The 24,022-nt window shown below is 50.1% G+C and carries 21 protein-coding genes; 6 read left to right on the top strand and 15 right to left on the bottom strand.

Translation table 11 applies throughout. From position 1 onward, the window contains the following. Positions 1–136 precede the first annotated feature (136 nt). The 5 genes from QQK89_RS10865 to QQK89_RS10885 all read left to right on the top strand — a co-directional run bounded on the left by QQK89_RS10865 (position 137) and on the right by QQK89_RS10885 (position 7,451). Complete coding sequence (locus QQK89_RS10865) at positions 137–1,921, top strand: ABC transporter ATP-binding protein (protein ID WP_284238619.1); 1,785 nt, start codon at positions 137–139, stop codon at positions 1,919–1,921. Then, on the top strand, positions 1,908–3,686 hold the full coding sequence (locus QQK89_RS10870) for an ABC transporter ATP-binding protein (protein ID WP_284238580.1): 1,779 nt from the start codon (positions 1,908–1,910) through the stop codon (positions 3,684–3,686). Before QQK89_RS10865 ends, QQK89_RS10870 begins: the two co-directional genes overlap by 14 nt. 134 nt (positions 3,687–3,820) lie before the next feature. Continuing rightward, positions 3,821–5,254: a spore germination protein gene (locus tag QQK89_RS10875; RefSeq protein WP_284238581.1), complete on the top strand. Its 1,434-nt coding sequence runs from the start codon at positions 3,821–3,823 to the stop codon at positions 5,252–5,254. Then, positions 5,251–6,348: a GerAB/ArcD/ProY family transporter gene (locus QQK89_RS10880; protein ID WP_284238583.1), complete on the top strand. Its 1,098-nt coding sequence runs from the start codon at positions 5,251–5,253 to the stop codon at positions 6,346–6,348. Before QQK89_RS10875 ends, QQK89_RS10880 begins: the two co-directional genes overlap by 4 nt. Beyond that, the gene (locus tag QQK89_RS10885) at positions 6,345–7,451 is read left to right on the top strand and encodes a Ger(x)C family spore germination protein (protein WP_284238584.1); all 1,107 of its coding nucleotides are present in this window, start codon (positions 6,345–6,347) and stop codon (positions 7,449–7,451) included. The genes QQK89_RS10880 and QQK89_RS10885 overlap by 4 nt, the downstream gene beginning before the upstream one ends. Before the next feature lie 56 nt (positions 7,452–7,507). Here QQK89_RS10885 and QQK89_RS10890 read toward each other — a convergent pair whose 3' ends face one another. The 6 genes from QQK89_RS10890 to QQK89_RS10915 form a co-directional block, all read right to left on the bottom strand. Further along, positions 7,508–8,569: a CapA family protein gene (locus tag QQK89_RS10890; protein WP_284238585.1), complete on the bottom strand. Its 1,062-nt coding sequence runs from the start codon at positions 8,567–8,569 to the stop codon at positions 7,508–7,510. Between the two features lie 147 nt (positions 8,570–8,716). After that, positions 8,717–9,424 carry a DNA alkylation repair protein gene (locus tag QQK89_RS10895; RefSeq protein ID WP_284238586.1) on the bottom strand — a complete coding sequence of 236 codons (708 nt, stop codon included), beginning with the start codon at positions 9,422–9,424 and terminating at the stop codon, positions 8,717–8,719. A gap of 38 nt (positions 9,425–9,462) precedes the next feature. After that, positions 9,463–10,941, bottom strand: a complete 1,479-nt coding sequence (gene rlmD / locus QQK89_RS10900) for a 23S rRNA (uracil(1939)-C(5))-methyltransferase RlmD (RefSeq protein WP_284238587.1) — start codon at positions 10,939–10,941, stop codon at positions 9,463–9,465. Between the two features lie 121 nt (positions 10,942–11,062). Next, a complete protein-coding gene (locus QQK89_RS10905; RefSeq protein WP_284238588.1) occupies positions 11,063–11,977 on the bottom strand; it encodes a diacylglycerol kinase in 915 nt (304 codons plus the stop codon). A gap of 31 nt (positions 11,978–12,008) precedes the next feature. Beyond that, on the bottom strand, positions 12,009–12,788 hold the full coding sequence (locus tag QQK89_RS10910; RefSeq protein ID WP_284238590.1) for a sirohydrochlorin chelatase: 780 nt from the start codon (positions 12,786–12,788) through the stop codon (positions 12,009–12,011). A gap of 4 nt (positions 12,789–12,792) precedes the next feature. Next, entirely contained in the window at positions 12,793–13,083 is a 291-nt protein-coding gene (locus tag QQK89_RS10915) for a YerC/YecD family TrpR-related protein (protein ID WP_284238591.1), read from the bottom strand. Positions 13,084–13,423: 340 nt separating this feature from the next. On the opposite strand from QQK89_RS10915, the gene QQK89_RS10920 reads away from it, so the two are divergent. Then, positions 13,424–13,990 (top strand): hypothetical protein, encoded by a 567-nt coding sequence (locus tag QQK89_RS10920; protein WP_284238592.1) that lies wholly within the window; start codon positions 13,424–13,426, stop codon positions 13,988–13,990. Positions 13,991–14,034: 44 nt separating this feature from the next. On the opposite strand, the gene QQK89_RS10925 is transcribed toward QQK89_RS10920, so the two are convergent. The 9 genes from QQK89_RS10925 to purM form a co-directional block, all read right to left on the bottom strand. Beyond that, on the bottom strand, positions 14,035–15,030 hold the full coding sequence (locus QQK89_RS10925) for an inorganic phosphate transporter (protein ID WP_284238593.1): 996 nt from the start codon (positions 15,028–15,030) through the stop codon (positions 14,035–14,037). Between the two features lie 29 nt (positions 15,031–15,059). After that, positions 15,060–15,671, bottom strand: coding sequence for a DUF47 domain-containing protein (locus QQK89_RS10930; RefSeq protein WP_284238594.1), 612 nt, complete (start codon positions 15,669–15,671; stop codon positions 15,060–15,062). 242 nt (positions 15,672–15,913) lie between these two features. Then, positions 15,914–16,981, bottom strand: a complete 1,068-nt coding sequence (locus tag QQK89_RS10935; protein WP_284238596.1) for a DUF3048 domain-containing protein — start codon at positions 16,979–16,981, stop codon at positions 15,914–15,916. Positions 16,982–17,071: 90 nt separating this feature from the next. Next, a complete protein-coding gene (locus QQK89_RS10940) occupies positions 17,072–17,890 on the bottom strand; it encodes an alpha/beta hydrolase (RefSeq protein WP_284238597.1) in 819 nt (272 codons plus the stop codon). 535 nt (positions 17,891–18,425) lie between these two features. Next, the gene (locus tag QQK89_RS10945) at positions 18,426–18,551 is read right to left on the bottom strand and encodes a hypothetical protein (RefSeq protein ID WP_284238598.1); all 126 of its coding nucleotides are present in this window, start codon (positions 18,549–18,551) and stop codon (positions 18,426–18,428) included. Between the two features lie 817 nt (positions 18,552–19,368). Continuing rightward, entirely contained in the window at positions 19,369–20,637 is a 1,269-nt protein-coding gene (purD, locus tag QQK89_RS10950) for a phosphoribosylamine--glycine ligase (protein ID WP_284238599.1), read from the bottom strand. Between the two features lie 105 nt (positions 20,638–20,742). Further along, positions 20,743–22,293 carry a bifunctional phosphoribosylaminoimidazolecarboxamide formyltransferase/IMP cyclohydrolase gene (gene purH / locus QQK89_RS10955; RefSeq protein WP_284238600.1) on the bottom strand — a complete coding sequence of 517 codons (1,551 nt, stop codon included), beginning with the start codon at positions 22,291–22,293 and terminating at the stop codon, positions 20,743–20,745. Between the two features lie 57 nt (positions 22,294–22,350). After that, entirely contained in the window at positions 22,351–22,962 is a 612-nt protein-coding gene (purN, locus tag QQK89_RS10960) for a phosphoribosylglycinamide formyltransferase (RefSeq protein ID WP_284238601.1), read from the bottom strand. After that, entirely contained in the window at positions 22,962–24,005 is a 1,044-nt protein-coding gene (purM, locus tag QQK89_RS10965) for a phosphoribosylformylglycinamidine cyclo-ligase (protein WP_284238602.1), read from the bottom strand. Before purM ends, purN begins: the two co-directional genes overlap by 1 nt. Between the last annotated feature and the right edge of the window lie 17 nt (positions 24,006–24,022).

Raw genomic sequence — 24,022 nt, forward strand, 5'->3', positions numbered from 1 at the left:
TTTCCAGGAAAACGTGTTATAATCACCATAGTCTAAAAGAGGTAATTAGCCGTCTCTAATCCATTGGATGCTCCTGTCCAGGAAGAGGGACGGCTGTTCTCTCTGACTTCAAACTTATGAAAACTCACAAAAGTTGGTGATCAGATTGTTTCAGTTCAAGTGGCTTTGGCTTAACTTGAAGGGAGACCGGGCGCGGTACATCATCGCGTTATGCCTCTCAGTCGTAGGCTCCTCGCTTACGATTATTAACCCGTACATCGGTCAGCGCATCGTCGATACCTTTATCGCAGGCGACAATGCCGCGCAGAATCTGACGGATGAACGAGCGCTGCTGATTGGCTTATGCCTTGGCATGATCGGCTTCTCTCTGCTGCGTACGGGGCTGGCTTATTTCACGACCATGCTGTATGAACGCGCTTCACAGAACATGTTGTTCCGCGTTCGGATTTTCCTGTACAACAAAATCCAGGGGCAAGACATGCAGTATTATGACCGCAACCGCACCGGCGATCTGATGACCAAGATGACGGGCGATCTAGAGATGGTGCGCCACTCGCTTGCGTGGATCATCAAGACGATTATCGAGTCGCTCACGATCTTCCTGGCTGCCGTCGTCTATTTCTTCTTCATTGACGTTAGTCTCACGCTGTGGCTGCTCGTGCTGTCGCCGCCTATCCTCATTGTGGCCTTTATCTTCGCCAGACGCGTACGTCCGATGTATATCGATCTTCGGGAACGCCTGTCGCAGTTAAATACAACAACTCAGGAAAATATCGCGGGCAACCGTGTCGTTAAGGCATTTGCGCGCGAGGAATTCGAAGTTCGGAAGTTTACCGAGAAGAACGTGAACTACTCGACCGCCAACAAAAAAGCCGCTTTGGTCTGGCTGGACTATTTCCCTTATTTGGAGACGTTGTCCCAAGGCTTTAACGTGATTCTTATGCTGGCAGGCGGTTTGCTTGTTATGGACGGACGCATTACGTTCGGCGAATTTTCCGCGTTCTCCGCGCTCATCTGGGGTTTATCCAACCCGATGCGCAACATCGGCATCATTATTAATGATATCCAGCGGTTCTTCGCCAGCCTTAGCAAAATTATCGATGTGTACTATGCGACGCCGAAGATCGTCAACGAACATAATCCGATCGTGAAGCATCGCTATAAAGGCAGCATCGAGTTCGACAAGGTCAGCTTCAAGTACGACAACGTGACGGTTCTGGACAATATCAGCTTTACGGTTGCTCCGGGCGAAACCATTGCGATCATGGGCTCGACGGGCTCAGGCAAAACAACGCTGATCAATCTTATTCCGCGTTTCTACGACATCTCGAAAGGGCGCGTGCTCGTGGACGGCAAGGACGTCCGCAAGCTTGAGCTTGATGAGCTTCGGAGCAATATCGGAATCGCGACGCAAGACGTCCTGCTCTTCTCCGACACGATTGACGGCAATATCTCCTATGGCAGTCCGGATATGCCGGAGGATGAAGTAACGAAATTCGCCAAGCTCGCGGCTGCCGATGATTTCATTCGCAAAATGCCGCAAGGTTACAATACGGTCGTTGGCGAACGCGGCGTTGGTCTGTCCGGCGGACAAAAACAGCGTATTGCTTTGGCCCGCGCAATGGCGGTACAACCGCCTATCCTTATCCTTGACGATACAACCTCTGCCGTGGACAACGAGACGGAAGAGCATATTCAGCAGAGTCTGAGAGAATTGGACTTCTCCTGCACCAAGATCATTATCGCGCAACGCGTCTCCACCACTTCGCAAGCCGACCGGATTCTTATCTTGGAGAACGGCCGCGTTATTGAAGAAGGCACGCATGCGGAGCTCCTTGCTAAGCGCGGCTATTACTACGGCGTATTTATGCTGCAAAACGAAGGCATCGAAAGAGAGGTGACTGCACATGGCAAGGAATAAGTTCGACATCGACGAGGATTTGGAGTCACCGTTTAATATCAAGCACTTCAGGCGCGCTTTGGTCTATATTAAACGCCAGAAGACGCCAATGATCATCGCGTTTGTCCTAAGTGCTATTTCCGCCGGCGTCGCGCTCTCCGCACCGCTCATTATGCAGCATGTCGTTGACGTGACCATTCCGGATAAGGATAAAAGCGGGCTTGTCTTCTGGTCGGCAGTCACGCTCGCAACCATCGTTGTCAGCGTTATTCTGGCAACGATCCGATCGCGCATTATGACCCGCGTCGGCCAAGATATTATTTTCGATATTCGCTCGGATCTGTTCAAGCATTTGCAGGAACTGCCGTTCCAATATTACGATGACCGTCCGCAAGGCAAGATCCTGATCCGCGTGGTCAACTACGTCAACTCGGTATCGGATGTGTTGTCTAACGGGATCATCAACTTGATTCTGGAAATACTTAACCTGGTCTTCATCGCAGCCTTTATGTTTGCCGTAGATGTCAGACTGTCGCTTATTATTCTTGGCGGCCTGCCGATCTTCATCGGCATTATGCTTCTGATCAAAACCAAGCAGCGCCGGGCATGGCAAGCGGTATCGAACAAAAGCTCCAATATGAACGCTTACCTGCAGGAGAGCATCAGCGGCATTCGGGTTACCCAGATCTTCACCCGGGAAAAACATAACGAAGGTATCTTCACCCGTCTGTCGGTCAACTACCGCAAGTCTTGGATGAGAGCGATGTATTTCAACTTCCTCGTCCCGTTCTCGGTTGATAACTTGACGACACTCGTGACGACGGCCATCTATTTCGTTGGCCTGCTCGCGCTTAGCCCTGCAGAAGTTACATTTGGCGTCATCCTGGCGATGAGCAGCTATGCGGCCCGCTTCTGGCAGCCAATCCTTAACATTTCCAACTTGTATAACAGCTTTATCAACGCGGTTGCTTACCTGGAGCGGATCTTCGAGACGCTTGACGAGCCGGTAACGGTAAGCGACGTTCCAAACGCCCGCGAGTTGCCTGCCATTAAAGGCCGCGTAACTTTTGACAACGTAACCTTTGCTTACGACCCGGGCGTTAATGTGCTTCAGAACCTGAACTTCGATGTGAAAGCGGGCGAAAGCATCGCGCTAGTTGGTCCAACGGGCGCCGGCAAAACAACCGTCGTCAATCTGATCTCCCGCTTCTACAATGTGACCGAAGGCGGTATTCTGATCGACGGTCATAATATTGCGGACGTTAAGCTGAAGTCGCTGCGCAGCCAAATGGGCATTATGCTTCAGGACAGCTTTATCTTCTCCGGAACCATTATGGACAATATCCGTTACGGTAAGCTGGATGCTACGGAAGAAGAAGTAATCGCTGCGGCCAAAACCGTATGCGCCCATGACTTCATCAGCGAATTTGAGCATGGCTATATGACGGAAGTCAATGAACGCGGCTCGAAGCTTTCTCAAGGACAACGCCAGCTGATCTCGTTCGCCCGTACGCTACTCGCAGATCCGCGCATCCTTATTCTCGACGAAGCTACTTCGTCCATTGATGCCCAGACGGAGCGCTTGCTGCAGAAAGGCCTGAACGAACTGCTCAAAGGACGTACTTCCTTCATTATCGCGCACCGTTTGTCCACGGTTAAAAACTGCGACCGCATTATGTACGTCGCTGACAAAGGTATCGCCGAAGCCGGCTCGCATGATCAGCTCATTGCGCACCGCGGCCGATATTACAAGCTGTACACGGCTCAAAAGATGGAAGCGATCTAGAATAGAGAAAAGAGGCTGTGCTGGTCTTGGACCATGCATAGCCTCTTTTTTTACGCCCCCAAGCGCCTCCGATTACATACTTTTTCCTTCAAACGGTGAAATTAGGAAATGAATAATTGAAGGAGGCGAAGTGAATGGATTCATCCGTAGCGGTAACTGAAAAAGCTCTAAAAGAGATATTTGCCGAACAAAGCGACTTTCAGACGCAGCGGCTCATCCTTGATGGCGCGGAATTTGGCCTGTTTTATTTCGATACGCTTATCGACCCTTACCAAGTTCAAGAGTTTATTCTGAAGCCGCTGCAGTCGCGGCCGCATGAAGCGATCCGGGATAGTATTACAATCATTGATCTCACGGAAAGTACGGATTTGGCGGCTGCCGCTCAAGCGGCGGTCGACGGTAAAACTTTGCTGCAGCGCAATGGAGAAAGTCTGCTCTATTTGCTTAGTGCCGATTTGAAGAAAGAACGGGCCGTTAATATTCCGACGAACGAACGGGTCCTCCGCGGTGGAAACGAAGCGTTTATTGAGAATATCGATACAAATCTAAACTTGATGCGCAAGCTGATCACATCCACTGAATTTATCATCAAAACCTATACGATCGGCAAGCTTTCCAGAACCAAAGTAGCGGTTATGTATATTAAGTCCGTTGCACAACCTTCATTTGTCGAAGAATTGGACCGCAGGTTGAACGACATCGATATTGATTACGTAGAAGCACCCGGTTTTCTATCCGAGCTAATTCATGATAATAAATTCAGTCTATTTCCTCAGCTGCTCGTTACCGAACGGCCAGATCGCGCCCGAGCATATTTAATGGAGGGCAAAATCGTTATCGCAACGTCCGGATCGCCCGATGCCCTCATTCTGCCTGTATCCTTCTGGGCCTTTCTGCAAAGCCCGGAAGATTATCAGAACGGGTGGTTGCTTGGTACGATGTATCGACTCCTGCGCCTCGCATGTCTCATCCTAGCGATAGGACTACCTGCCTTTTATGTATCCGTATGCTCCTTCAATCCGCAATTGCTTCCAATTAATTTCGTCAATACGCTGCAAAGCTCGCTCAAGTACGTCACTTTGCCTCCACTGGCGGAGGCCTTATCGATGATGCTCCTCCTTGAGCTCTTGAAAGAGGCAACTATCCGGCTGCCAAGTCCAATCGGACAAACCGTTGGCGTCGTTGGCGGTATTGTCATTGGAACCGTGGTCGTACAATCCAATCTCGTATCCAATACGATGGTCATCATTGTAGCGCTCACCGCCGTGGCTTCCTTTACGCTGCCCAGCTACGAGATGAACAGCAGCATCCGGATCTTGAGCTACCCCGCCGTCGTAATCTCCGCTTACTTCGGTTTGTATGGACTAGCTATCTACTTCATGATGATTATTATCTATTTGTGCCGGATGAGCTCAATGGGCATTCCTTATTTCACGCCGCCGTTTTCCTTCAGCGAGACGAAGGATACCTTATTCCGCGCACCGATTGAGAACCATCGCAAAAGGCCGGCAGAAACGGCCGCGGGCAATCCAACCCGGCTGCGATCCCCTAGGAGTTGGAAGAAATGAAGAAGGAAGAACAGATTACCGGCAGGCAATTATTGACGATGGCCATCATGGCACAGCTTGGCATTGAAGTGTTATCTCTTCCTCACCAATTGGCCGAGAATGCCGGACGGGATACCTGGTTATCCGTTCTGTTAAGCGGGCTAACGGCACAGGTTGGAATCGTGCTGCTCTGGTGGCTTGGCAGCCGTTATCCGACCCGTCCGTTTTATGCTTATTCCAGCCAAATTGTCGGCCGCCCGTTAGGTGCCTTTGTTAATCTGGCATACGGTTGTTACTATGCCTTCTCCGGGTTTGTCGTGACAGCCCTTTATTGCAATACCTTAAAGCGCTGGATGTTCGTGATTACGCCAGACTGGATGATTCTCATGATGCTTCTGCTTATTTGCGGGTATGCGGCGACATCATCGCTCAAACGGCTAGCTTTTATCTCACAATCCTTTATGCTGTTCCCCGTGATTTGTTTCCTGTTGATCGCATTCAGCTGCCTGTACGGGATGGAAACCCGCAATCTTCTGCCCGTATTATCCGAAGGGTGGACTCCGGTGATGAAAGGCATCTACTTCGCATTCAGCGCTTATGTCGGCTACGATCTGCTCCTATACGCTTTCCCTTATGTGAAAGGGGGCAAGCGTAAAGTGCTTGGCATCATGTCGCTTGCCAATACCTGCACCATGTTGTTCTATATCGTCGTTAGCCTGATCTGCACCACGATGTTTGGGCAGAAGCAGCTTCTCCTTATTCCGGAACCTATCGTGTTTATATTGAAAAATTATAAAGTCGAAATGCTGCAAAGTCTCGATATCTTGTTCCTTATCTTCTACGTCTGCATTGTATCGGCTACGATCTATGTTTATTTCTATCTGTCGGCCAAATCCTTTCAGAATTTGAGCAAAAAAGGGGTTGGCAAGCAGTCTGTTTGGGTTTGGGTGATTGTTGCTCTCTGTCTCCTTGGAAGCTTCTTTATAGACGAACAGCATGACCTTACGCAAACTTCCTCCTTCCAGGACAAGTTATCCATTCTGTTTGTGGTAGGCCTGCCCCTTCTGCTTCTTATCATATCGGGGATTCGGGGAACCGGGAGGCGGAGCGCATGAAAAAAATGATAGCGGCGGTTATGTCCATTTGCGTACTTCTGACCGGATGTACCGATCAAATCAAGCTCAAAAATTTGCTGTTTGTCGATATTATGGGGCTGGATTATGTGGATCAAGACAAAGATAAGACGCTCCAATTCAGCTTTGTCACCTCTTCGCTTAATGATGCTTACCAAGGCGGGGGAAAACCGGCCAACCAGTATCATGAACAAACGGGGAAAAACATATACGAAGCCGTCATTCGCTCCAATAAAGAAATGCCGGGCATTTTGTCCGTATTGGAGACTAGGCTTTATATCATTAGTTCCAGCATTGCCAAGGATGATCCGCTGAGCCATCTGCATATCGCCAGCCAGTTTCAATCGAATCCGTTATACGCCTATCTGGCCGTCTATGACGGAGATTTGTCGAAGCTATTGTCCAAACCAAAAATCAAGGACAACACTGTCTCAAATTACCTGTTTGAATTATTGGAGGATGAGATCGAGAGAGGACGAATTCCTTCCAATAAATTGCTCAACTATATTCTTGGCGGAGACCAGTTCATGAACGACTTTATTCTGAACCGCTTTGAACCTTATAAGGACGAAGTACGGCTAGGAGGAACGGCTCTATTCAGCAACGGCAAATATACCGGCTACAACTTGAGCAACGAAGACACCTTGCTTGCCCTACTGATGAATGGAGAGCCGGGTAAGCTTCAATTCATCTTCGGCAAATCGCAAGGATTGGATTATTCCATTCATGTCCAAGATACGAAGCAGGCCATTCATATTCAGCACAGCGGAAATAACCTAAGCGAGATCGCCCTCTCTTTGCGGATGAAAGTAAGGTTGGTCGACGATGGCAAGATGTTAGAGATGCATACCAAGCAAGAGTTAGACGAGAAGCAGCAAATTATCGCGGAACATCTGACCGCTAGGGCAGAGAAGATCGTAGAGATCCTGCAGCAGGCGAATTGCGACTACTTCCAGCTCGGTCAACAAGTGGCAGCCTATCACCCGAATCTATACCAGAGCCTCAACTGGCGCGAGCAATACCCTAGCCTAACTGTTAAGCCTACCGTAAAGGTAGCTATTATTAACAGCGGAAACCTTGAATAGTCTATACAAGCAACAAGCGCTTGCCGTCTAGGCATAGCGCTTGTTGGCTTCGCTTATTATTTTGCCGATACCGTACCGTCCTTGCTAATCTTCACGTTGAACGAGATCTTGTTCAGCTTCGAATAAGTCGTTTCATTATAGGCCTGATCTCTCAGAATGGGCCTTGTATTATCTAGTTTTACAGGCGTAATCCGACTGCTTACTTGATCCCCTTTGAAGGTCAACGTAGCAATCATCGAATCCGTCGCTTTGTTCGAACGTTGAGTGGGAGTGAATACAAAATTGCCAAGCGAATAGAAGATGGGTTTGCCTTTATAAGTCTCGATACCTTGCAGGCAGTGGCTATGGCTTCCGATCACGGCATCTACGCCGGCATCGATGAACGCTTTCGCATACGTTCGCGCATAATCTTCCGGGTAATCCTGATATTCGTTATTCCAGTGAATATAGATGACCGTAATATCGGAATATTTAACCGCATTGTTGACGTAACGCATCATCGTCTCGAAGTTATATCCCGATGCAATACCCGCTTTGTTGTCTCCCGCATACCAGCTTGGTCCAGACAGAACCCGGCTTATTCCCACAATGGCAACCCGTTTGCCGTTAACCGTCTTGGAATAAGCGGTGAATGCTTCATCAATATTGTTGCCAGCTCCGGTGTGGCCAATCTTGTACTCGTCGAGATTGCTAATGGTATCTTTGAGCGCATCCACCCCGTAATCAAGCGTATGGTTGTTAGCGACGGATACGCCGTCGATCCCGGCATTTAGAATCGTCTGCAGCGTTTTGGGTGCGGAACGGAACGTATAAGTTTTGTTTGCCTTTTGCCCGCGCGTGGAGATTGGCGTCTCCAGATTGGCGAAGCTGATATCCGAATTTGATAGAATAGGGCGCACTTTCTCAAATGGATAGTTCACGCCATATTTCTCTATGTTGGCCGCCACCTTCCCATCCAGCAAAATATCTCCCGCGAAGCTGATCTCAATAGGCTTGTCCTCTTTGGCCTTTGCCGTGGCAGCTGCAGCTGGCTGCATGGCGCCGCTGCTTATGGTCGCCGATTCCAAATTAAATCCGACAAAAATAAGAATCGCTGCAAGGTACTTGAGAATAATCATCCGTATCCACCTTCCATGGCATCTCGCAATCTATTGATCTAGTAATAGGTATGCCGATCCATAGAAAGAGATTACTAGAAAGAAAGGAAGGCAGAAAAAAACTCCCGTCACCGGAGTGATGGGAGCCTAGTTGTTTATGTTTAGCACTTAGCACCTGACGTGCTTGCGTTTGAAGCCAATTTTCCCGCGTTCGATTTCCTTGCGGATATTGTCCATAGAGTTCAGGTACTTGCTCTTATTATTGTCTTGCTTCACTTCTACCGGTCCTACGGCCTCTGCAATTTCAAGCGCTTTTTCATGAAGCGGTATATAGGAGATGCCAACCGTATAAATAAACATATTCATCGCAATCTTTGCGCGTTTGGGAGCGTCGTGAATCCGGCTTTTCGCTAGCTCAAGCAATTCTGCCATTTTGCCTTCGTAGAACTCGTTGTCCTTCCGGTTGCCAAGCATCCAGCAATAGCTGCTCCAGCCCGCGGACATCTTAAGTTCATCGCCGCTAGCAATCCATTTATCCGCTACTTGCTGGCCAATCGGCGCTTCAGCGAGCGTTACTGAAACGATAAAATCCGAAATCATATAGAAGTAAGCGGCATCGATCCAGCGCTCGAAGTCCTCTTCCGTCATCGCTTTCGGATCGGCAATAATGCCCGCAAAGTACATCGCATCATAATTACCCGTCGCATACAGCTGCTCGGCGAGAGCCTGATTAATTTTCGTCTTCCGGAAAATTGGCTTCATCTCGGTCGTAGCTACGCCAAACAGCGGCTCATGCGCGCCATTAGACATATACATCTTCTTCAGCCGTTCTTTGCCAAGCGATTCCAGCTCCTGCATAACCGTCTCGAAATCCATGAATGAACACTCCTCCGGGATAAGGGATACTCTTACATCTAATCCGCTCTCTTCATCCACACAACGCTCTCCACATGGCTTGTCCAAGGGAACATATCGACTGGCGTAACTTCCACCGTCCTATAGCCTCCGTCTTCGAGCGTGCGCAGATCGCGCGCAAGCGTGGAAGGGTTGCAGCTGACGTATACAACCCGCTCCGGCTGCATCTTCAGAATCGTATCGAGCAGCGCGGGGTCGCAGCCTTTGCGCGGCGGATCGACGACGATCACGTCGGGGATAATCCCTTCTTCGCGCCAGCGCGGAATAACAACCTCTGCCGGTCCTGCCTCGAAGGAGGCATTAGTGATACCGTTCAGCTCCGCATTCCGCTTCGCGTCTTCGATCGCTTCCGGCACAATCTCCACGCCATAGACGCGGCCGGCTTTCCTGGCGAGGAACAAAGAGATCGTACCTATCCCGCAATACGCATCAATAACCGACTCGGTTCCCGCCAGCTGCGCATAATCTACCGCTTTGCGGTACAACTCTACCGTCTGCGCGGGATTAACCTGGTAGAACGAACGGGCCGAGATCGCAAACCGGATTCCGTCAAGTTCGTCATAAATCACTTCGCTGCCCCAGAGCACTTTCGTCTCGTCGCCAAAGATGACATTCGTTTCGCGCGTGTTGACGTTTTGTACGATGCTTTTCACTTCGGGCAACGCCTCGCGGATCCGTTCCACCCAACGTTCCGCTTGCGGAAGCTTGCGGCCGTTCGTCACGAGCACAATCATAATCTCCCCGCTCACAAAACCCGTCCGCGTCATGACGTGGCGGAGCAATCCTTGCCCCGTTTCTTCGTTGTAGGCGGATACGCCAAGCTCGCGGCCAATCGCCTTCACGATGCGCACAACCTCGTCGTTCCGGTCATGCTGAATATGGCACTCATCCGTATCGATAATCCGGTGGCTTCCTTTGGCATAAAAGCCTGCGATCAACTCGCCTTCGCCAGCCGAGATGCCAACCGGTACTTGCGCTTTATTGCGGTAACGCCAAGGCTCGCTCATCCCTACAGTCGGATGAACCACAACACCGGCACCTGCAGCTTCTCCGCCTGCAATCTGCAGCTTGCCGATCCGCTCGAGCGCGTCAACGACATGCTGACGTTTCCAGTTCAGCTGGGCGGCATAGTCCATATGCTGCAGCTGGCAACCGCCGCATTTGTCATAGATGCCGCATACCGGCACAACGCGATCAACGCTTGCATCCAGCAGCTCTTCAAGGCGGGCGTAGCCGTAAGCTTTTTTCACCTTCATGACTTTCGCCCGTACGCGCTCGCCCGGGAGCGCTCCCTGGATGAACAGCGTATAACCGTCCGTGCGTCCTACTCCTTCGCCATCATGGGTCAGGCCAACGATGTCGACTACAACTTCATCGTTTTTTTGCACTGGCGCGTCAACAACGGCTTGCACCGCTCTGTCTCTGCTTCCTGCCCGGCCTTTTTTATTGGAATGACGCGATTGATTTCGATTATTCATTATTGCTCTCCGCTTCCTCTAGCTATTATCCCTCTAGTGTAATGCATCTGCATAAAGAAATAAACCTCCGACAGCAAGCTCATAGCTTACCATTAGAGGTTTATGGAAACATCCGCCAGCTCTACCGGTGGCGATAACTTGCTTCTCCATGTTCATCGGCAAATATCCGCAAATGCGATGGCAGAACCGAGAACGTAAACGGCAACGTTCCGCCGTATTCGCCGTCGAGGTTAATCTGAACGTAACTTGGAGAAGTTACCTTCATTTTATTCGTACGGAAGTGAATGACATGCGAATCATTCAAATGCTCGCCGCGAAGCGCCAATGTGGCAATCCGGATAAATTCCGCAAGGTTGCATTTCTTGAGCAGTACAACGTCAAACAGGCCATCATCCAGCTTCGACTCCGGAGCCAGCTTCTCAAAGCCGCCAACCGAGTTGCTGTTGCAAATGAGGAACAGCATAAATTCCTCGTGGAATTTGCCGACGCCTTCCGCTTCGATGACAAGTTCCGTCGGGCTAAGCCGGGTCATCTTCTCAAGCCCTTTCAAATAATACGCCAGCTGTCCGATCATCGTCTTGAGCTTAATCGGCACGTCATAGGTCAACTCGGTAAGGGAGCCGCCTCCGGCAATATTAATGAAGTAACGCTCATTCGCTTGACCGACGTCAATCTGCCGCGTGTAATTCTGAATAATGAGATCGCAGGCATATTCCCAATGCTTCGGAATCCCCATTGCCCGGGCGAAATCGTTCGTTGTCCCCAGCGGCAAAATGCCAAGAGGAGGTCGGTTCGGCTTATTCGCAAGCCCGTTAATCACTTCATAGATCGTTCCGTCGCCGCCTGCCGCGATGATCAGATCATAATCCCGGTCTGCCGCATCCGCCGCGGCAAGCGTTGCGTCTCCTCCGCCAATCGTTGCATGGCAGCTCGTTTCAATGCCGGCTTGATCCAGCTTCTGCAAAATATCCGGGAGACGGCGCTTCATCTCTTCTCTGCCCGATGTCGGGTTGTAAATCAATCTGGCACGCTTCATATCATAACCCACCATTTCTTTCAAAAGACGGTCATCTCAATTGTTCGGAAATCCAATCCGCCATACGCCGCTCCAGCCATCGCTCGATTGCCGGATGAGGCAGCATCGCTTGCCCGTTGTACCGGTAATCAAGTCCTTTTAACCGCGATGGAATGACCGTATTCGTAAAATAACCTTTGCTCAAAAACAGAGGTACCACGATAACCGTTTCATCCGGCCGTTCAGCTTGCAGGGCTCTCAAATGATTAGCCGCTTGGTCAGGAAGCAGCATCGCCGTAGCCGAATGCGCAAATCCGCCAAGCTTCCTCAGCCGCTCCGCAAGCTCATTCAGACCATGCTGCCACCGTTCATGGAATACCTTTTCCTTGCTTCCATGAGCAATGAGCATAATTGTCTCCGCTTCAGGCTGAACAGAAAGCGGCTTAATATTCGACAGCAGCAGCTCCGCGATATCGGGATCATCATCTATCGGCTTGCCGTAATGTACGCGGGCATTTACCCGAAAGGTTCCTAGATCCCCTTCAAGTTCCGCAACCGGCGGCAGGCCAAACGCTTGCCCGATCTCATCCACATGCGTGCTGCCCGACGAAATGAAAAGCGGAAGCACGAATAAATCCGTTACTCCCTGCTCCTCAAGCGCATCGATTCCATCCTGTATTAATCGGCCTTCTACAATTTCGAGAAAGGAGGAATAAACCGGCACGCTATGCACAAGCGGAGATGCTGCTGCAGCCTCTACCGCCCGGTCAACGAGCCGCACCCATTCCGCTTCTCTCGAACCATGGCTGATGACGAGAATGCCTGGTTTCATGGCACTATCTGCCTAAACGTTCTAAAGTCATTTTATACCCATCGTTGCCATAATTCAAACAGCGCTTAACGCGGGAGATCGTGGCCGTGCTGGCGCCGGTTTCCGCCTCGATCTGGTTATAGGTGCTGCCTTTGCCAAGCATGCGCGCAACTTCAAGACGTTGGGACAAAGACTGGATTTCGTTCACCGTGCACAAATCGTCAAAAAAGATATAACACTCCTCGACCGACTTTAGGGTCAGGACCGCTTCGAATAATTGGTCAATCGCTTTATCATTCAGCTTCTTAAGCTGCATTATCATCCACTCCTCAGGGGCGTGATCGCACACGCATTTACGGCATATTATGAAATGTCTATTATTCCAATTGTAAAGGTTTCAGGGTGTTTTTTCAAGCATTACCGTATTCACGCTTTACAGGACGGAAGAGAAATTTATAGGTAAATATCCGCATTATTTATATAAAATCGGGCATTCGTCCAATCGCCACGTTTGCCTATGCCATAGACTAATATCAAGAATACTTCCCTATACGGCATACGGGAGTCGGACCTGCATGCAGGCTGATCACCCGGTGGAAGCGGACGTAAGCGGGGAAGCGATTGTTCCATAAACTTTGAAAAAGGTTGTGATCCGCGTGAATTACCGGAACTACCCTGGTGCCGGCGGTCATCCGAACCCTCACCAGTATCCGCCGCATTCGCCGCATAGCGGCCATCACCGGCGCGGCTATGTCCGGAGCCCAGGAAGTCAAGGCATGAACAGCTTCCAGAACCCTCTTGGCTTCGGTACGGACGGCCCGCCAATTCCGCCTGCGCCTCCTGTCTTTTCGATGGAAGAGACTATTATACAACAAGAGGAAAGTCTACCTGTCGTTGTACCGGCAACAGCGGCGGAAATGGTGGAGTCGACCACATCAACAAAAACCGGCGGATTTAACATGCCAAGCTTAACCGAAATCAAAGGTTTCGTCGACCGGATCGGTGGCCTTGACGGCATCCTGACTACCGTCGGCAAAGTTCAAAAGGTCGTATCGAGCGTATCGCAAATGGCCCCTCTCGTGAAGGTCATCTTTGGCTCCTTCAAGAAAGATTCGGGAGACGATGCCTCAGACGATATCGAAGTGGTGCCTAAGAAACGGAAACGCCGCAAAAAACCTACAGGTTCCGCGGGCCGCCGCCGCAAGCGGAAACGCCAGCGCTAAACAAGGAAAAAGTGCCGGGAGCTATTCCCGGCACTTTTGTATGCTTAAAAGAAAATTTGATCGATAACCCAGTAGATCCCTGCCGCAAGAAGCGCCGTAATAGGAATCGTAATGACCCACGCAATAACGATCTTGCCGGCAAGCGACCAACGGACGCTCGAGAAACGCTTCGCGGAACCAACGCCAAGAATCGACGAAGTAATAACATGCGTCGTGCTGACAGGCAGTTCCATAACGGTAGCCGACAGGATTACGCCCGCGGAACCGATATCGGCAGCGAAGCCGTTAATCGGTTCGATCTTGAAGATTTTCGTACCCATCGTCTTGATGATCTTCCATCCGCCAATGGATGTGCCAAGCGCCATCGACAATGCCGCCGACATCTTAACCCACAGCGGAACCTCAAGGTGGTCCTGAATACCTCCGGCTACGAGAGCGAACGTAATAATACCCATCGCCTTCTGAGCATCGTTTGTACCATGGGAGAACGATTGGAATGCCGCGGTCAGAATCTGACCAAACCGGAAGCCTTTGTTCACCTGATGGGGACTTGACCTCGCGAATATTCTCTTCAGAATCCACATGATGATAAATCCGATCGTAAACGCAATAAGCGGCGAGAAAATAAGCGCTTTAATGATATCGACAAAACCATGCGAGTTGATTGCATCAAATCCTGCTCCGGATGCTACGGCACCGGCAAGCGAACCGATCAAAGCATGCGACGAGGAGGACGGAATACCGAACCACCAGGTAAGGAGATTCCATATGATCGCCGAGATCAGCGCGGCGATTACAATCTCAACGCCGTTGGGCAAATCCGCCGGATTGGCAACGCCGCTGCCGATCTTTTTCGCTACGCCCGTAAACGTAATGGCACCAATAAAGTTCATGCAGGCTGCCATAATAATGGCTACCCTTGGTTTCAAAGCACGGGTAGATACCGTCGTTGCAATCGCGTTCGCCGTATCGTGGAAACCGTTAATAAAATCAAAACCAAGAGCGAATATGACAACCATCCATATAGTGATTGAATCCATGTGTATTGATTCCTACTCTCCGTGTAAGCTTAGCTGTTGCGCATAATGATCGATTCCAGCGTGTTCGCTACGTCTTCGCAGTAGTCGGTCGTTTGCTCCAACATTTCATAGATTTCTTTGCGCTTCATCAGTTCAATCGGATCCGTCACGTTAGTGAACAGGCTCTTGATACTTACACGGAGCAAGTCGTCTGCTTGGTTCTCAAGTTCGTTAAGCGCGATATTTGGCTCGCGGATGGCGAGCAGCTTCTTGTCCGTCAGCAGATAGATCGCTTTCTTGATCTGGTGTCCGGAACGAAGCAAAATATCGCCAAACAACGTGATATACTCGTCTTTTTCTTTAATATTGTACATCTCAAAGCGCGATGCGCAAGCCTCAATGCCGTCAAGCACATCGTCCAGAGACGAAGTTAGTTCCATAATGTCTTCCCGCTCAATTGGGGTAATAAACGTTTTGTTCAGTTCTTTCAGAATCGTATGTACGTATTGGTCGCCTTTGCTTTCATGTTCTTTCATGGTCTTAGCGAACTGAGTAACATCCGAAAGGTCCGAAACGCCGTTTGCAAAATATTCAATTGCGTCGACGAGCGTATCCGCCATTTCTTCAAACGTTTTAAAGAAAATATCCTTTTTCTTAAACATCTTAATCCCCTTTACCCAACTGGATGGTTAGGCGTCATTTCATCAATGAGCCCACAATATCTTAACACAGTTTACTTTATAATTGTTAAGGCAATGTAAAGGATTTATGAAAAGTTTGCGCTTTTTCAAAAAAAATATAAAAAGATGCGCCCCGTACAGGAGCGCATCGCCAGTTATATCCTTTTTGGCTATCCGCGAACACCCTCTACACTTAATTAGAGTGTGTCCGACTTGTTTTCTTTTTACCCATAAATGACGTGTTCTGCAAAAGTCGGCGTATTCGGAACGACATGGAAGAACGTTTGGCCGGGAACAAACGGCAGCTCTGCCCCATCCTTCATTAACCGGACCATATTGTCTTTGCTTCGCACCCATTCGCATGCAACCGCTTTGCCCTTTTGGAACAGCAGCGCCGAGCCGCCTGCATGCAGATCGACCGATAACCGTCCATAGTCGTCAAGCGTCTTGTGATTCGCGCCAAGCACGACCACATTCGCCGCAGATAATTGTTCGTTATTATTGAGATCCGTATGAGGCTCATCATTAATGGAACGTTTGTACAGCCCACTTGCAGGATCATAGTCATAGGAAACTTTGTAATCCTTGAGCAGAAATTTGATTTGAATCGAAGCTGCCGCTTCACCCGCCGCCGTCGCCCCTTCTTCGGCGAATGTGTAGGTCGGCACCGTCACGTCGCTGCGATAACCTTTCTTCTCGGCCCCTGCCCGAAGCTTGTCCAGTTCGGAATACAGATTATGCGGCGCTTTGCGGTCTTTGCTCCGCCAGAAGTACGGTCCCGCATTCGAAATCTCGTCGAGATAAGGCTTGTCCTGATGCTGCAAAATATCGTAGCCGTCATTGCTAGCCCCCGAATGTGCCAGAATAGCGCCATAGCTCTCCCCGATATCAATCAGGTAAGGCCGGATGCTTCGAATCGGGCCAATAGGATCGGTTCCCGCATCCGTGCTTTGGAAGATCGCAACAAGCCGCGTAATGCCGCCCTCAGCGAGCACTTCCCACACCACATCGGCGTTGGTTAGCCCCGATTGCGGACGCGCCGGCTTCAAATTGTTGACCATAACCGCAATGGGCCGCGCCGTTGCTTCCGTATCGCGCTTCAGACCGGTAAGGGGCGCCGCAAACGCAAGCTCCGGCGTGGGCTCGGGCGTTGCGGTAATCTCCGGTTCGGCTGATTCCGTAGGGGCCGGTGTTGTCTCCCCGGTATTACTCTTGGCACCGCCGCTGCAAGCGGATACGAAAACCAGAATGATCAAGCTCATGAGCCAAATAAAACGTACCTGTCCCTTCATGCGTTCCCCGCCTTCTAGTAGAGAATGATAGAGTTCAAAGTTCAAATTCGAATACTACCATTTAAACATAAAAGGCGGGTTGTTGTCTTCCTAAATACTCCAGTTATGCCACTCCTGCTGCTTCTTGTCGAGCCCTTCCAGCCATCCCGACGTTAAGCGGATCGCTTCCTCCTGATGCTGGCGGTTCGAATACGTATGGTTCGCCTGGAAAATGATCTCCTTGTCGCATAGCCCGTCGCTCCGCGTCCAGAACACCTTTTGATACAGGAAGCTGTAATCTACCGGAATCAGATCATCGCTTGTTCCGTGGACCATCAACACTTCCCCGCCAAACCGCGTCGCCGCTTGGAAAGGCTGATGCTGAAGCAGCGAGTCGAAGAAGACCGGCTGCAGCGTAAAGCCCGCATAATCGGTGCTGCCCTGTTGCACGGCTTCGTCATAACCCGCCCGACCAACAATCCGCACGATATCGTTGAACGGATAAGCCACCGGCGACCATAATACAAGACGTTTGACGCGTTTGTCGCGGACTGCCGTCATAATGGCAACCGCTCCGCCAAGACTGTGGCCCAGCAGAACAATTCGTCTAGGATCAACGCAATCCATTTCAGATACGTAATCGATCACGGTACGAGTCTGATCAATCATGCTGTCAAAGCCAAGAGCTCCGTAATCCCCATTGCTCTCGCCGCAGCCGCCATAATCAAATCGGATTACATACGAGCCTTGCGCCGCAAGCGCTCTTGCCGCCTTGACGAACAATCGGTCAACGCCTACCCGGCTGCCGACAAATCCATGGCATATAATAATGGCCTGCTTTTTCGATTGGTCCGTTGTATGATCGCTAGGGTAATGCAAGGTTGCGGTAAGCTCGAGTCCTTCATGACGCAGCAGCAATTGCTTTTCCATATGATTAATCCTCCTGCAATTAAATTAAATATAATTCCTACCCGAATACTATGAATTAGTTGAGTTCATAGTATCATCCGCCAAAGGATGCTGTCAACTACTTGCGGCGAATAGGCCGAACCTATATTGCTCATTCTATAACCTGAATACAAATGCCAAAACCAAGGAGATGATTCCTGTGCCGACATGGATCGTCTGGCTGACCGAGCATTGGCTGACGGTGTTATTGCTCGCCGGCATCTTTGTTGCCGTGTTATATATCATCCTTGACCGCAGCCTGCTGTTCTACAAGGAGTAGCCAGCCCAATAGCAATTGCCGAGCGGACCTTTGCGATAGCAATAGGTCTGTTCGAATTGTTTACTATTACTGAACCTACCCCAAATAAACGTCGCTAATGCTCCCGAACACACCTATTCTTATTTCATGTTATTATTTCTTGCTCTTATTTCTTGCTTCCTATTTCTTGCTCTTATTTCTTGCTCTTATTTCTTACTTTTATTTCTTACTCTTATTTCTTACTCTTATTTCTTACTCTTATTTCTTACTCTTATTTCTTTCTTCCTTTTCTGATGCTTTCTGCTTTCTGCTTTCTGCTTTCTGCTTTCTGCTTTCTGCTTTCTGGTTTCTTGTTCTTGCTTCTTGTTCTTGCTTCTCGTTCATTCATTTAATTCTCTAATACGGAAATCATTTTCCTTATCAGCCGGTATTTAAGGAAAATCCGCTTTCTTATTTACTTTTTGCAGGATTAGCGGAAATGGATTTCCGTATAAAGAAAAAAAGGACTTAAAAACCGAATTTATCGAACAAATACATGTCCTTCACTAACCATAAAGAAAAAATGACAGGACCGACGGAAATAAATTTCCTTAACTGCTGTGTTTGGATTCGAAATCTAATTTGAGTTTAATTTGGCTCTAATTCGGATTAATTGGATCTGCTTCGGATCTCATTCCGATCGTATCTAATTCGGCAGCGAACTCATCGCTAGCAAACACAAAAAAGCGGTCAAACAGGTGGAAACCTGTTGACCGCTGCCGCTGGCTATCATTTATTTCTCTAATACGGAAATCATTTTCCTTATCAGCCGTGCATTTAAGGAAAATCCGCTTTTTTATTTACTTTTTGCAGGATTAGCGGAAAGGGATTTCCCTATAAAGAAAAAAAGGACTTAAAAACCGAATTTATCAAACAAATCGCTGTCCTGCACTAACAATAAAGTAAAAAGGACAGGATGGACGGAAATAAATTTCCTTAATGGTGTGCTTGGATTTGGATCTAATTTGGATGTAATTTGGATGTAATTTGGATCTTGTTTGGATCTTGTTTGGATCTTGTCTGGATTTCAATTGGATCTCAATTGTCTCATTCAGATCTAATTTGGCTCATTCGGCAGCGAACTCATCGCCAGCACAAACAAAAAAGCGATCAATCAGGTGGAAACCTGTTGACCGCTTTCTATCATTCAAAGCTATGAAGTTTAACCCTTCAGCGCTTTCGCCGCAATATCGGTACGGCTGTGCATGCCGTCGAAATGAATAACGCTAACCGCTTCGTAAGCGCGGGCACGCGCTTCCGCGATGTCGCGGCCACGGCCAACTACGCCAAGCACGCGTCCGCCGCTCGTTACGATCTTGCCGTCTTTCTCGGCCGTTCCGGCGTGGAATACAAGAGCGCCTTGCGCTTCCGCTGCGTCTAGACCTGTAATCTCAATACCCTTCGGATACACTCCAGGGTAACCTGCGGATGCAACGATAACGCAAACGGCTGCTTCGTCGCTCCACTCAAGCTCAAGCTGATCGAGTCGTCCGTTCAGGGAAGCAAGCACGACATCAACCAACTCCGTCTTCAGACGCGGCAGAACGACTTGCGTCTCCGGATCGCCCATACGCGCGTTAAACTCGATCGTTTTGGGACCGTCTTTCGTAATCATCAGACCTGCGAACAATACGCCGCGGAACGGACGACCTTCGCTGACCATCGCTTTAGCCGTTGGTTTGATGATGTTCTCAATCGATTCTTCAATAATCGCTGGGTCGATATGCGGCAGCGGCGTGTATGTCCCCATGCCGCCCGTGTTCGGGCCTTTATCGTTATCGAATACTGGCTTATGGTCTTGCGCCGGTACCATTGCTTTTACCGTTTCGCCGTCCACAAAAGCAAGGATCGACATTTCTTGGCCTTCCAGGAATTCCTCGATCACGATTTGGTTGCCGGCGTCGCCAAACACCTTGTCGACCATCGCTTCTTTCAGCGCTTGTTCCGCTTCTTCCATCGAATAAGCAACCGTTACGCCTTTGCCCGCCGCAAGACCGTCCGCTTTGATCACGATCGGCACGGATTGCTCGCGAAGATAAGTAAGCGCCGACTCATAATTCGTAAACGTCTCGTATTTGGCCGTAGGAATATTGTACTTGCGGAGCAAATCCTTCATGAAGATTTTGCTGCCTTCGATTTCGGCTGCCGCTTTATTCGGTCCGTATACCGGAATGTTATGCGCCTCGAAAGCATCTACGATGCCTGCAGCAAGCGGATCGTCAGGACCGATAAAGACGAGGTCAATCGCCGCGTCCTTCGCAAACTTTACAAGCTCGTCGAACTGGTTAACCGCGATTGGCACGCAATCCGCGATTTGCGCAATGCCCGCATTCCCCGGCGCGCAAAACACCTCTTTGACCTTCTCGCTTTTCTTAAGAGCCCAAACAATCGCGTGCTCGCGTCCGCCGCCGCCAACAACTAAAATTCTCATCGCTTCCCGTACCCCCTGATTAAATATGAAACTATCGTCAAAAGCGAAGCCGATCTTGCCACGCTCCATAAGAGCCGCGGCAAGAAGCTTCGCTAATTAAAAGTTCTAGTGCTTGAAGTGGCGAACGCCAGTCATAACCATCGCAATGTTATGCTTGTTCGCTGCGGCGATCGACTCTTCGTCTTTGATCGAACCGCCTGTTTGGATAATGGCCGTAATGCCGTGTTTCGCAGCCAATTCAACCGTGTCGCCCATTGGGAAGAACGCATCGGAAGCGAGTACCGAACCCGCCGCTTGCTCGGCTGCTTGCTCGATGGCAATGCGAGCCGCGCCAACGCGGTTCATTTGGCCAGCGCCAACGCCAATCGTCATGTTGTTTTTCGCCAGCAAAATCGCGTTTGATTTCACGTGCTTCACAACTTTCCATCCGAACAGCAATTGCTTCAGCTCTTCTTCGGTTGGTTTGCGGTCCGTAACGAACTGCAGGTCGGCTTCCGCCAAGCTGCGAACGTCGCTCTCTTGAACGAGCATGCCGCCGTCAACGGTAGTCGACAGCCAGTCGGATTGGCGCTCAGCCGCGGAACCCGCCAGCTCGCCCAGCTTCAGAAGGCGGATGTTTTTCTTCTTCGTCAGCACTTCCAGCGCTTCCGGCGTGAAGTCGGGAGCGATAATGATTTCAAGGAAAATTTGGCTCAGCAGCTCAGCCGTGTCCGCGCCAATCGTACGGTTCGCCGCAACGATGCCGCCGAAGATCGAGGTAGGGTCTGCCGCGTACGCTTTTTGATACGCTTCATGGATGTCAGTACCGATACCGACGCCGCATGGATTCATATGCTTCACCGCTACGCAAGCCGGCTCGTCGAATTCTTTGACGATCGCAAGCGCCGCGTTCGCGTCGTTAATGTTATTGTAGGACAATTCTTTGCCGTGCAGTTGCTCAGCCGTTGTGATGTTGCCCACAGCCGCAAGCGGTTTGCTGTAGAACGCTGCTTTCTGATGCGGGTTCTCGCCGTAACGCAGATCCTGCACTTTCTCGTAAGTCACGGTGTAAGACTCAGGCAGCTCTTCGCCAACTTGCTTCGTCAGGTAGTCCGCGATCAACGCATCGTAAGCAGCTGTATGGCGGAATACTTTTGCCGTCAGGCGTTTGCGCGTTTCAAGCGTAGTGTCGCCGCCGGCTTTGATCTCTTCGATAACAGCCGCGTAGTCGTTAGCGTCTACCACAACCGTAACGAACGCATGGTTTTTCGCAGCCGAACGAAGCATCGTAGGACCGCCGATATCGATGTTCTCGATTGCGTCTTCGTATTCCACGTTAGGGTTTGCGATCGTTTGCTTGAACGGATACAGGTTAACAACAACAAGATCGATGTAATCCAGACCAAGCTCTTGCATAACCTTTTGATGCTCTTCGTTATCGCGAATAGCCAGAAGTCCGCTATGAACCGCCGGGTGAAGCGTTTTTACGCGGCCATCGAGAATTTCAGGGAAACCCGTTACATCGGAAATGCCGATAACCGGAATGCCTTCCTTCTCCAGAAGGTTAAACGTACCGCCCGTCGAGATGATTTGCACGCCTTGAGCTGCCAGTTCACGAGAAAATTCCACAATGCCAGTCTTGTCCGATACACTAATTAACGCTCTACGAATTGCCACGCCAAATTGCCTCCTCTAAAATAGGTACTTACTCTTAATATGAAAAATAATAAAAAGCTACGCTTTCACCGTAACGAAACGTCCTTCAAGCGTTATGCGGCCTGCCGCGATCCATTGCACGACCTTCGGCAAGAGCTGCTGCTCGGCTGCGTGAATCCGCCCGCCAAGCGTGTCTTCCGTATCGCCGACAAGCACTTCAACCGCGCTTTGCGCGATAATCGGTCCGCTATCCATGCCGCCGTCCACGTAATGAACCGTAACGCCGGTTATTTTCACGCCGTAAGCCAGCGCTTGTCCAATCCCGTTCACGCCAGGGAACGATGGCAAGAGAGCCGGATGAATATTGATCATTCGTCCGTAAAACGGTTCAACAAGCACGGAAGTAATAATGCGCATATAACCGCCCAAAACGACCAGCTCGATGCCGCGTCGCTGAAGCTCCGCCAGAATTTCCGTTTCGTAAACTTCGCGGGACTCATATTCTTTTGGCACAAACACGAAGGTGTCCACGCCCGCCTTGCGTGCCCGTTCTACAACGGGCGCCGCAGGCTTATCACAAACAAGAAGCTCGATGGTTGCATCGAGCTCTCCTTGCTGCACCGAATCGACCAGGGCCTGGAAGTTGGTTCCTTGCCCTGATGCAAAAACGGCTATTCGCAGTGCTCCCATTAAACGTCCGCTCCCGTGAACGTAACTACGCGGCTGCCTTCCGTTACGGTACCGATTCGGTAGGCTTGTTCGCCAAGCTCGGAAGCGACTTGAAGAGCTTTCTCCGCTTGGTCCGCTGGAACCACTACAACTAACCCGATGCCCATATTAAAAGTTGTGAACATATCGCGGTTTGTAACTGCGCCTTTGTCCTGCATAAGCTGGAACACAGGCAGAATCGGCCAAGAGCCGTATTCGATATTTACGTTTACGCCTTCCGGAAGAACGCGCGGGATATTCTCGATAAAGCCGCCGCCCGTAATGTGCGCCATGCCTTTTACGTTTACTTCTTCAATCAGCTTAAGAGCCGATTTCACATAGATGCGAGTTGGTTCGATCAATACGTCGCCAAGTACTTCGTCGTTCAGCTCAGGCAGACGCTGATCAAGCGCATAACCGCATTCTTCAAGGAGAAGACGGCGTACCAGCGAGTAGCCGTTGCTGTGAATGCCGCTCGAAGCAAATCCAAGAACAACGTCGCCAGGAGCGATTGTTGTGCCGTCGATGATTTTCTTCTTATCCACAACGCCAACCGTAAAGCCGGCAATATCGTATTCGTCGCCTTGGTACATGCCAGGCATTTCGGCCGTTTCGCCGCCAATCAGGGCGCAGCCCGCTTGGACGCAACCGTCGGAGATGCCTTTTACAACCGCTTCGATTTTCTCGGGAACAACTTTGCCGCATGCCAGATAATCGAGGAAGAAGAGCGGCTCGGCGCCTTGTACGATAATATCGTTCACGCACATTGCTACCGCGTCAACGCCAATCGTGTCATGCTTATCCATCATGAACGCCAGCTTCAGCTTAGTACCAACGCCGTCCGTTCCCGATACGAGCACAGGCTCCTCGTATTTGTCCTTGTTAAGGCCAAACAAACCGCCAAACCCGCCGAGATCAGTCAGCACCTCTGGACGGAACGTTTTCTTAACATGCTTCTTCATCCGTTCGACTGCTTCATTGCCGGCCGCAATATCGACACCGGCTTTTTTGTACGCTTCTGACACACCAGTCAACCCCTTTA

Origin of the sequence: Paenibacillus glycanilyticus (assembly GCF_030161375.1) — a bacterium.
Taxonomy (GTDB): domain Bacteria; phylum Bacillota; class Bacilli; order Paenibacillales; family Paenibacillaceae; genus Pristimantibacillus; species Pristimantibacillus glycanilyticus_B.

Excerpts from the sequence above, each read along its gene's own strand:
- QQK89_RS10945 (WP_284238598.1), bottom strand. The coding sequence starts at position 18,551 with ATGAACGAGAAGCAAGAACAAGAAGCAAGAACAAGAAACCAGAAAGCA.
- QQK89_RS10870 (WP_284238580.1), top strand. The coding sequence starts at position 1,908 with ATGGCAAGGAATAAGTTCGACATCGACGAGGATTTGGAGTCACCGTTT.
- rlmD (WP_284238587.1), bottom strand. The coding sequence starts at position 10,941 with ATGAATAATCGAAATCAATCGCGTCATTCCAATAAAAAAGGCCGGGCA.
- purD (WP_284238599.1), bottom strand. The coding sequence starts at position 20,637 with ATGAGAATTTTAGTTGTTGGCGGCGGCGGACGCGAGCACGCGATTGTT.
- QQK89_RS10895 (WP_284238586.1), bottom strand. The coding sequence starts at position 9,424 with ATGGATTTCGAGACGGTTATGCAGGAGCTGGAATCGCTTGGCAAAGAA.
- QQK89_RS10940 (WP_284238597.1), bottom strand. The coding sequence starts at position 17,890 with ATGGAAAAGCAATTGCTGCTGCGTCATGAAGGACTCGAGCTTACCGCA.
- QQK89_RS10890 (WP_284238585.1), bottom strand. The coding sequence starts at position 8,569 with ATGATTATTCTCAAGTACCTTGCAGCGATTCTTATTTTTGTCGGATTT.
- QQK89_RS10930 (WP_284238594.1), bottom strand. The coding sequence starts at position 15,671 with ATGTTTAAGAAAAAGGATATTTTCTTTAAAACGTTTGAAGAAATGGCG.
- QQK89_RS10935 (WP_284238596.1), bottom strand. The coding sequence starts at position 16,981 with ATGAAGGGACAGGTACGTTTTATTTGGCTCATGAGCTTGATCATTCTG.
- QQK89_RS10880 (WP_284238583.1), top strand. The coding sequence starts at position 5,251 with ATGAAGAAGGAAGAACAGATTACCGGCAGGCAATTATTGACGATGGCC.
- QQK89_RS10925 (WP_284238593.1), bottom strand. The coding sequence starts at position 15,030 with ATGGATTCAATCACTATATGGATGGTTGTCATATTCGCTCTTGGTTTT.
- QQK89_RS10910 (WP_284238590.1), bottom strand. The coding sequence starts at position 12,788 with ATGAAACCAGGCATTCTCGTCATCAGCCATGGTTCGAGAGAAGCGGAA.
- purN (WP_284238601.1), bottom strand. The coding sequence starts at position 22,962 with ATGGGAGCACTGCGAATAGCCGTTTTTGCATCAGGGCAAGGAACCAAC.
- QQK89_RS10885 (WP_284238584.1), top strand. The coding sequence starts at position 6,345 with ATGAAAAAAATGATAGCGGCGGTTATGTCCATTTGCGTACTTCTGACC.
- QQK89_RS10915 (WP_284238591.1), bottom strand. The coding sequence starts at position 13,083 with ATGCAGCTTAAGAAGCTGAATGATAAAGCGATTGACCAATTATTCGAA.
- QQK89_RS10905 (WP_284238588.1), bottom strand. The coding sequence starts at position 11,977 with ATGAAGCGTGCCAGATTGATTTACAACCCGACATCGGGCAGAGAAGAG.
- QQK89_RS10875 (WP_284238581.1), top strand. The coding sequence starts at position 3,821 with ATGGATTCATCCGTAGCGGTAACTGAAAAAGCTCTAAAAGAGATATTT.